Here is a 5,972-nt window from a genome sequence, read left to right as displayed (position 1 = left end):
AATCCGCAAGTAATTTCTTCAAACAGTCTGGTACGAAGCCTATAGTGCCGGGCTTGTTGTGACAATGGTGCTGGGCCTGATTCAGGTCGAAAGCAACTTCCGCAAGTTCGCCGTGAGCCATGTGGGCGCACGCGGCTACATGCAGGTCATGCCCTTCTGGACGCGCGTGATTGGCGATGGCGACCCTGGCCAGTTGTTTCAAATGCAGACCAACCTGCGCTTCGGCTGTGTGATTCTGCGCCACTACCTGGACCGGGAAAGAGGCGACTTGTTTCTGGGCCTGGGCCGCTACAACGGCTCGCGGGGCAAGGCGCCCTACCCCAACGCGGTGCTGGGCGCCAGCAAGCAGTGGGCGTTTTCCGGCTAGCTTGCCGTTTCAGGCGACGGCATGCGTGGCGCCAGAAAACTCTCGTTCCTGCGCAAACCAGTCCAGAACAGGAATGGTCCCCGGCAAAACCGGCTTCACCGTGACCGGCAATGCCTGCCAGGCAAACAACTGGCCTTCGTGCATCTGCAAGTCACCTGACCACTCAAACACCTTGCAAAAGTTGAGCCGTACCAAGGCGTGCGGATAGTCGACCATCTCGACCTTCCAGGGGTACACGGCGCCGATCGTGATGCCGATTTCTTCCTTCAGTTCACGGCGCAGCGCCTGCTCGACGCTCTCGCCGCGTTCCAGCTTGCCGCCCGGAAATTCCCAGTAACCCTCATAGACCTTGCCAGGAGGGCGCGACGTGAGCAGAAACTGGCCGTCGGCCTGAACCAGCACGCCGACCGCCACGTCCACCACCTGGCGGTCGGCGCCGCCCTGGCGGGGCAGCCCGGCGTCGGCGACCAAGACACTCATACCAGCCGATCAGGGGAATTTTCCGACGGGCCGCCCCTAGGAAAATTAGCCCCCTCGGGGGGCAGCGCAGTACGCGAAGCGACAAGCGTGAGGGCGTCATTTTTGCCCGCGTAGTCGCGCGCAAACTGATAGGCCACACGGCCGCTGCGCGAGCCACGCTCCAGCGCCCACACCAGCGACGCGGGGCGTGCGGCGTCTATGGCATCCTGCGCGGCACCGAACGACGACAGCCACTGGGCCACGATGGTCAGGTATTCGTCCTGGCTGAAAGGATAAAAGCTGACCCACAAGCCAAAGCGCTCGGACAGCGAAATCTTTTCCTCCACGACTTCACCGGGATGGACTTCGCCATCGTCGGTGTGCGTGTAGGTGAGGTTCTCCATCATGTACTCGGGCAGCAGATGGCGCCGGTTGCTGGTGGCATAAACCAGCACGTTGGGTGTCGCAGCGGCGATCGAGCCATCCAGAATGGATTTGAGCGCCTTGTAGCCAGGCTCGCCTTCTTCAAAACTGAGGTCGTCACAAAAGACGATGAATTTCTCGGGCAAGCCGGACACCACATCGACAATGTCGGGCAAGTCCGTCAGGTCGGCCTTGTCGACTTCAATCAGCCGCAATCCCCGGGCTGAATATTCATTCAGACAGGCCTTGATCAAGGATGATTTTCCCGTACCGCGCGAACCGGTCAACAAGACATTGTTGGCGGGCTTGCCGCTGACAAACTGCTCGGTGTTGCGTTGGATTTTTTCTTTCTGGTCGTCGATTTCCTTCAGGTCCGTCAGGCGCATGACGCCCAGATGCCTGACCGGTTCCAGCGCGCCATGACCCGAGCCGCGCTTGCGGTAGCGGTAAGCGACGGACGCCGTCCAGTCCGGGGCCGACAAGGGTTGCGGCAAAACCGACTCAATCCGCGTCATCAGGGACTCGACCCGCGCCATAAGGCGTTCGAACTGCGCGTTCATGCTTAGCTTCGGTAGTCGGCGTTGATCTTCACATAGTCGTAAGACAGGTCGCAAGTCCAGACCGTATCGGCGGCGTCTCCACGACCGAGCACCACACGCACTGTGATTTCACTTTGTTTCATGACGCGCTGTCCGTCGGCCTCAAGGTAGTCGACATGCCGGCCACCGTTTTTGGCCACCAGCACCTCGTCAAGGTACAAATCTATTTTGGTCTGGTCCAGATCGTCGATGCCCGCGTAGCCGACAGCGGCCAGAATTCGGCCCAAGTTGGGGTCGCTGGCAAAAAATGCCGTTTTGACCAGCGGTGAATGGGCGATCGCATAGGCCACCTTGCGGCACTCCTCGCCAGTTTTCCCGCCCTCGACCTGCACGGTGATGAATTTGGTGGCGCCTTCGCCATCCCGCACGATGGCCTGCGCCAATTTTTTCGCGATCGCCATCATGGCGGCGCGCAAGGCCTGGCCGTCCGGGCTGTCCAGTGAGGTCACTGGGGCATGTTGGGCCTGGTTGGTGGCGACGACCACAAAAGAGTCGTTGGTGGAGGTGTCACCGTCGATGGTGACGCGGTTGAACGAGCCTTCCGCCAATTCCGTGGCCAGTTGATTCATGAGCAACGGGGACACACAGGCATCGGTCACCATGAAGCCCAGCATGGTCGCCATATTGGGCCGAATCATGCCGGCACCCTTGCTGATGCCAGTGATGGTGACGGTAGCGCCGCCCAGCGTGATGCGGCTTGAAAACGCCTTGGCCACCGTGTCGGTGGTCATGATCGCCTCGGCGGCATTGGCCCAATTGTCTTGCCTGGCATCCGCCAGCGCTGCCGCAAGCCCCGCCACAATGCGCTCATGGGGCAAAGGCTCCATGATCACGCCGGTGGAGAACGGCAGGATTTGCTCGGGCGAGAGATTGAGTGCACGGGCCAGCGCAATGCAGCAGGCCTGCGCGCGGTTCAGACCCTCGTCGCCGGTGCCTGCGTTGGCGTTGCCGGTGTTGATCAGCATGGCACGAATGCCGTGGCTTTGACCTGCATTCGTGGCCATGTGCGCACGGCAAATTTGCACGGGTGCCGCGCAAAACCTGTTTTGCGTGAAGACAGCTCCTACGGATGCCCCCTCGTCGAGCAGCAGCACGGCCAGGTCTTTGCGGTCGGCCTTGCGTATCCCCGCTTCGGTAATTCCCCAGCGCGCGCCGGCCACGGGGTAGAGTTCCGCCGCAGGCGTAGCAAGCAGATTGACAGGCATGTTCTTGACTCCAGAAAACCAGGTGTTGTTAGGTCAGCGCGGACTCAGTTCAGCCTGCCGTGGCAATTTTTGTATTTATTGCCCGAACCACAGGGGCAGGGCTCGTTGCGGCCCACCCGCGGCACAACAGCGCCCGGCACGGACTTGGCTCGCCTTTGCGACTCTTCATCCACCCTCGTTTCGATTCCACCGGTTTCGGTCGGTGCGGTATAGGTAATGTTGGCGATATTCTCGGCCCGGTTTTCCATTTCTTCAGCCACCTGATCCAGCGGCTCGCCGGGCTGCACTTTGACCGTCATCAGCACCTTGGTGACGTCATTTTTCACACTGTCGAGCAACTGGCCAAACAACTCAAAGGCTTCGCGTTTGTATTCCTGCTTGGGCTGCTTTTGCGCATCGCCGCGCAAATGAATGCCTTGACGCAAATAGTCGAGCGCGCTCAGGTGCTCGCGCCAGTGGCTGTCTATGCTTTGCAGCAGTACAACGCGTTCGAACTGGGTGAAGTTTTCTTCACCAATTTTTTCGAGTTTTTCGGAAAATGCCGCATTGGCGACCGCAACCACCTTCTCGACGACGTCCTCATCGGTGATGGCCGTGGCCGTTTCCAGCTCCTGGCGCAGGGCAAGCGCTATCTGCCACTCGTCACGCAGCACTTTTTCAAGGCCCGCCACATCCCATTGCTCTTCGACACTTTCCACCGGCACATACTGCCGCGTCAAGTCCGTGAAGCAGCCTTCGCGCAGGGACGCGATTTGCCCCTCCAGGCTAGCGGCATCCATGATGTCATTGCGCTGCTGGTAAATCACCTTGCGCTGGTCATTGGACACATCGTCGTATTCGAGCAGCTGTTTGCGGGTGTCAAAGTTGCGTGCTTCCACCTTGCGCTGGGCAGATTCGATGCTGCGCGACACGATACCGGCTTCGATGGCCTCGCCATCGGGCATCTTGAGCCGCTCCATGATGGCCTTGACGCGGTCGCCCGCGAAAATGCGCATCAGCGGGTCATCCAGGCTCAGGTAAAAGCGCGAGGAACCGGGGTCGCCCTGGCGGCCCGAACGGCCTCGGAGCTGGTTGTCAATACGGCGTGACTCGTGGCGTTCGGTCGCGATGATGCGCAAACCGCCCAGCGCCTTGACCTGCTCGTGCTCCTGCGCCCATTGCGCACGCAAGCGGGCTGTTTCAGCTTCTTTGGCGGCAGCATCGAGCGACTCGTCGGCCTCAAGCGCTTCAATCAGCTTTTCGACGTTGCCGCCGAGCACGATGTCGGTGCCGCGCCCCGCCATGTTGGTGGCAATGGTGATCATCTTCGGGCGCCCCGCCTGCGCTACGATGTCCGCTTCACGGGCGTGCTGCTTGGCATTGAGCACCTGGTGCGGCAGATTTTCCTTCTCCAGCAGCTGGTCAATGATTTCGGAGTTCTCGATCGAGGTGGTGCCCACCAGCACCGGCTGGCCGCGCTCGTAGCACTCGCGGATGTCCTTGATGGCCGCTTCGTACTTTTCGCGCGTGGTTTTGTAGACGCGGTCCAGCTGGTCATCGCGCTGGCTGATCCGGTTCGGTGGAATGACGCTGGTTTCCAGTCCGTAGATTTCCTGGAATTCGTAGGCTTCGGTGTCAGCGGTTCCGGTCATGCCGGCCAGTTTGGCGTAGAGGCGGAAATAGTTCTGAAAGGTGATGGACGCCAGGGTCTGGTTTTCAGCCTGGATCTGCACCCCCTCCTTGGCCTCAACGGCCTGATGCAGGCCATCGCTCCAGCGGCGGCCCGACATCAGGCGGCCGGTGAACTCGTCAACAATGACGACCTCGCCTTCCTGCACCACGTAGTGCTGGTCACGGTGGTACAACAGATTGCCGCGCAGGGCCGCATACAAATGATGCATCAACGCAATGTTGGCCGGATCGTAGAGCGTGGCCCCTTCCGCAATCAGCCCCAGATTGAACAGCAGGCGCTCGGCATTTTCGTGACCCTGCTCGGTCAGGAACACCTGGTGCGTTTTTTCATCGATGGTGTAGTCGCCGGGTTTTGTCACGCCCTCACCGGTTCGCGGATCGGCTTCGCCCTCCTGGAGGGTGAGCATGGGCACGACCTTGTTCATCGCGATGTACATCTCGGTGTGGTCTTCGGCCTGACCGCTGATGATGAGCGGCGTACGGGCCTCATCGATCAGAATCGAGTCCACCTCATCGACGATGGCAAAATTCAGACCGCGCTGCACCCGGTCCGCCACTTCGTACACCATGTTGTCGCGCAGGTAGTCGAAACCGTACTCGTTGTTGGTGCCATAGGTGATGTCGGATTGGTAGGCGGCCTGCTTTTCCTCGCGCGACATGTTGGGCAAATTGATGCCCACGCTCAAGCCCAGAAAGTTGTAGAGCTTGCCCATCCAGCGGGCGTCGCGGCTGGCGAGGTAATCATTAACCGTCACCACGTGCACGCCCTTGCCGGTCAATGCATTGAGGTAAACCGGCAGCGTGGCGGTGAGGGTTTTACCTTCGCCCGTGCCCATTTCCGAAATCTTGCCGTTGTGCAGCGACATGCCGCCCAGCATCTGCACATCAAAGTGACGCATCTTCATGATGCGTTTGCTGCCCTCCCGCACCACGGCAAAGGCTTCGGGGAGAATGTCATCGAGCGCTTCGCCTGCGCTTACCCGGTCCTTGAACGCCTGGGTTTTGGCGCGCAACTGGTCGTCGTCGAGTTTCTCGTAATCGGTTTCCAGCGCATTGATTTTTTCTACGGTTTTGCGGTAGGTTTTGAGCAGCCGGTCGTTGCGACTGCCGAAAATTTTGGTGAGGAAATTGGTCGCCATGCATGTATGGCCCCTGCTTGCCCCCAAGGCGGTGGCAACCAAAAGGCAGTTCGGTGAGGTGGGTAGTGGCCTGTGGGCTGCCTAGCAGCCAACCCCAGACCACCCGAGG

4 protein-coding genes and 1 pseudogene are annotated in these 5,972 nt (G+C 60.1%); 1 reads left to right on the top strand and 4 read right to left on the bottom strand.

All coding sequences use genetic code 11. The annotated features are described in order from the left end of the window. Positions 1 to 13 precede the first annotated feature (13 nt). A pseudogene (locus tag Q8K05_RS12650) lies at positions 14 to 367 on the top strand (lytic transglycosylase domain-containing protein); the annotation flags it as partial. A 9-nt stretch (positions 368 to 376) separates the two neighbouring features. Here Q8K05_RS12650 and Q8K05_RS12645 read toward each other — a convergent pair. From Q8K05_RS12645 to secA, 4 genes are read right to left on the bottom strand one after another with little or no spacing between them, the layout of a single operon-like run. Next, positions 377 to 847: an NUDIX domain-containing protein gene (locus Q8K05_RS12645; protein WP_305246948.1), complete on the bottom strand. Its 471-nt coding sequence runs from the start codon at positions 845 to 847 to the stop codon at positions 377 to 379. Continuing rightward, positions 844 to 1,809, bottom strand: coding sequence for an ATP-binding protein (locus Q8K05_RS12640; protein ID WP_305246947.1), 966 nt, complete (start codon positions 1,807 to 1,809; stop codon positions 844 to 846). Before Q8K05_RS12640 ends, Q8K05_RS12645 begins: the two co-directional genes overlap by 4 nt. A 2-nt stretch (positions 1,810 to 1,811) precedes the next feature. Beyond that, complete coding sequence (argJ, locus tag Q8K05_RS12635; protein ID WP_305246946.1) at positions 1,812 to 3,053, bottom strand: bifunctional glutamate N-acetyltransferase/amino-acid acetyltransferase ArgJ; 1,242 nt, start codon at positions 3,051 to 3,053, stop codon at positions 1,812 to 1,814. 44 nt (positions 3,054 to 3,097) lie between these two features. Continuing rightward, entirely contained in the window at positions 3,098 to 5,863 is a 2,766-nt protein-coding gene (secA, locus tag Q8K05_RS12630; protein WP_305246945.1) for a preprotein translocase subunit SecA, read from the bottom strand. Positions 5,864 to 5,972 lie beyond the last annotated feature (109 nt).

It is taken from the genome of Polaromonas sp., from assembly GCF_030682935.1.
In the GTDB taxonomy this organism is placed as follows: domain Bacteria; phylum Pseudomonadota; class Gammaproteobacteria; order Burkholderiales; family Burkholderiaceae_C; genus Polaromonas.
Note: the sequence above shows the minus strand (reverse complement) of the source record. Positions and strands in the feature narration are given on the sequence as shown.

Bases quoted from the DNA above. Each gene is read 5' to 3' on its own strand.
- Q8K05_RS12640 (WP_305246947.1), bottom strand. From the start codon at position 1,809: ATGAACGCGCAGTTCGAACGCCTTATGGCGCGGGTCGAGTCCCTGATG.
- argJ (WP_305246946.1), bottom strand. From the start codon at position 3,053: ATGCCTGTCAATCTGCTTGCTACGCCTGCGGCGGAACTCTACCCCGTG.
- Q8K05_RS12645 (WP_305246948.1), bottom strand. From the start codon at position 847: ATGAGTGTCTTGGTCGCCGACGCCGGGCTGCCCCGCCAGGGCGGCGCC.
- secA (WP_305246945.1), bottom strand. From the start codon at position 5,863: ATGGCGACCAATTTCCTCACCAAAATTTTCGGCAGTCGCAACGACCGG.